Here is a 3,031-nt window from a genome sequence, read left to right as displayed (position 1 = left end):
AGCGCCCAGACCGGGGCGTTCAGGCCCGCGTAGCCGGGCAGGGGGCCGTCGTGGAAGTTCACACCCCCCTGGCGGGCGAGTTGCATCACCGCATCCGGCACCAGCGAAAGGTTGGCGACCGACAGCACCCAGTCGACCGTCAGGCCCGCCGTCCGCTCGACCAGACCCGCGCCCGGCGCGACGACCCGAAGGCCCGCCGCACTTGCCCAGGCCGCCACTTTCGGCTCGCGCGTGACCACGGCGGCAAGAGCGTGGCCCCGCTCCAGCCAGCGCTTGCCGCAGTCCAACGTCAGGCTTTCGTTGCCGATCAGAAGGGCGGTCAGGGTCATGGGGAAATCTCCGGTCACTCGGCAGCAAGTCTATGATCGGACGGGCGAACTTCGCCAGCCTCGGCCGCCTGAATCGCGGCCTTCATCCGTGCGGCCAATACGCGCACGTTGGGTTCCAGCACCATGGAATCATGGTCGCCGGGCACTTCCACCACTTCCAGCCGGGGCGCGAAAGGCGTCCAGAGGTTGTCGGGATAGACATATTCCCGCGCGGAGGAAACCCAGTTGCCCCCGGTCACTTTCCAGCGGCGATCCAGCGGCGGGCGGTAGAGGACGGTGCGGCCTTCCCACCCCTTGAGGTCGTAGACGCCGATGGCATGGCGGAAGGCCGTTTCGATGGCGGCATTGTTGTAGGACGGAACCGTCGGATCGGGCTCGTTCGCGGCCTTGGCGCGGCGCGAGCGTTCCCATTCCCAGCGCCTGCGCGCCCAGTCGGCAAGGAACTGCGGCCCCCCGGCGCGGATTTCGGCCAGCTTGATCATCGCCTTGTCGGGTTTGGTCAGGTGCGGGCGAACCGGGAGCGGGGTGTCGAGAAGCACCATCAGGGCCACCTCCTCGCCTTCCGCGCGCAGTTGCCGCCCGATGTCCCAGGCGGTGAGGCCGCCGCCCGAGAAGCCGCCGAGGAGATAGGGGCCCTTCGGCTGCACCTGCCGGATCTCGGCGAGGCAGGAGGTTGCGGCTTCCTCGATGGTCATGTGCGGCTTGTCGTCACCGAAGAGGCCCTTGGCTTGCAGGCCGTAGAAGGGCCGGTCGGTGCCGAGGAGGCTGGCGAGGTGGCGCAGGTTGAGGACGTTGCCGAACATGCCGGCGACGAGGAAGAACGGCTTCTTCGGCCCGCCCTCGCCGCGGTGCATGGCGACGAGATGGGTGAACTTCGGCCCGGCCGGGTCGGCCAGCTCGGTCGGGGCCGAGGTGCTGTCGTCCTGCGGGCCGATGCGATCAATGATGAGGGCGGCACAGCGGGCGATGGTCGGGGCCTCGAACAGGACCGAGATCGGGAAGTCGACCTTCCACTGGCGGCGGATCATCGCGAAGAGCCGCACGGCGATCAGCGAGTGGCCGCCGAGCGCGAAGAAGTCATCCTCTACCCCGACCTCGGCCACGCCGAGGAGGTCGGCCCAGAAGCCAGCGAGTGTGCGTTCGACGCTGTTCCGGGGCGCGACATATGCGGTCTCGAGTTCCGGGCGGGCGAAGCCGGGGCCTTCCGTTTCCGCCGCCACCGGGGCGTTGGCCTGCTTGACCAGGGCGTCGAGGTCGAGGGAGGAGACCAGTACCTGAGCGCCCTCTGCCGCGATGGCGCGGAGGAAGGCTTCGGCCCCTTCTGCGGGCCGGATGCCGCCTGCGAGGGCCTGTGCCAGGCGCTGTTCCGCCGGGGACTGGCCACGCTGGTCGTCGTCGCGTTCCACCTCGCGCGGGTTCGGGGGGGCGGGGCGGGCCAGCGCTTCCTCGAAGGCGACCTTGCGGAAGGTGATGCCTTCGACCTCGACCAGCACCTTGCCCGTGGGGTCGGTGAGCGTGACGTCGAAGCTGGCGGTGTCGTCGGTCGGCTCGCTCGCAAGGCGGACCCAGCTGCGGATTTCTGCAGGCAGGGCGGCGTGGACGCGGATCGCGGTGGTCATCACCGGGGCCCAGACGAAGCCCTCGTCGACCTTCGGCAGAAGCGCGATGCCCCAGCCGGTGCCGATGTCATAGAGCGCCGGATGGATCATGCAGGTCGCGGTGTCCTGCACGGCCTGCGTCGGCAGCGCCAAGGTCGCCAATCCCTCGCGGGTGCCAAGCGCGGTGGCGCGGAGGACCTGCCAGCGCGGGCCGAAGGCGATCCGATCTTCCTGCGCGGAGGGCAGGTTCTCGCCGCCGGGGGCGGTGGCCTTGTCCGGGCAGCGGGCGGCGATGGCGGTCAGGTCGATTGTGCCCGCCGGGTCGGTCAGGGCGGCGACGCCCATTTCGGCCGTCAGCGCCCAGCCCTGTGGTTCCAGCGCGCGGGCTTGCAGGCGCTGGCTGCCGTCGCGGGTGCGGGTGAGGCTGACACGTAGGTCGCGGGGGAGGTCGGCCTCCAGCCGCAGGGGCCGGAATACGGTGAGGTCGGTCAGCCGGAGACCCTGTTTGCCGCCAGCCGCCATCAGCGCCTCATGCGCGATCTCGGGCCAGGCGGCGCCGGGCAGGACCGCCGTGCCGTCGAGCAGCCGGTGGTCGTCCATCACCCAATGGTCCTTGGTCAGGGTCGCGTGAAAACGGGTTTCATCCTCGCCCTTCTGCATCCGCTCCAGCACCAGTTGCCCGGGCAGGGGCGCGCCTGCATCCTTGCCTTGGCGGCGCGCGTCGGCGTCGGCGGCCATGCCGATCCCCGACCAGATGCCCCAGTTGACTGCCGTGACCTTGGTCAGCCCCCCGGCCCGGCTGCGGGCGAAGGCGTTCAGGTATTCGTTCGCCGCGACATAGTCCGCCTGACCTGCCGGGGTGATCACGGTGGAGGTCGAGGAGAAGAGCACGATCCGGTCGACGCTGCCATCGGGCAGCAGCGCGTCGAGAAGCTTGGTGCCGTGGACCTTGGGCGACAGGACGGCATCGGCGCTGCCGGGGTCCTTGCCGAGGAGGGGCGCGTCATCGACGGTGCCTGCGGCATGGACGACGCCGTAGATCGGGCCGAACTCGGCCTTCACGCGGTCGAAGGCGGCGCGCATGTCCTCGGGGTTGCAGACATC

The 3,031-nt window shown here is 70.0% G+C and carries 1 protein-coding gene and 1 pseudogene; both read right to left on the bottom strand.

Annotated features, from left to right (window positions below):
• Nucleotides 1-329: pseudogene (locus V7Q39_RS20375) on the bottom strand (hypothetical protein); the annotation flags it as partial.
• Nucleotides 330-343: 14 nt separating this feature from the next.
• Nucleotides 344-3,031 (bottom strand): thioesterase domain-containing protein (locus V7Q39_RS20370; RefSeq protein ID WP_333818438.1); only part of this gene is annotated, 2,688 nt, incomplete at its 5' end.

This window comes from Tabrizicola sp. (assembly GCF_036781545.1).
Lineage (GTDB): Bacteria > Pseudomonadota > Alphaproteobacteria > Rhodobacterales > Rhodobacteraceae > Tabrizicola.
The sequence above is the reverse complement of the archived record's forward strand: the minus strand, read 5'-3'. Positions and strand labels throughout refer to the sequence as shown.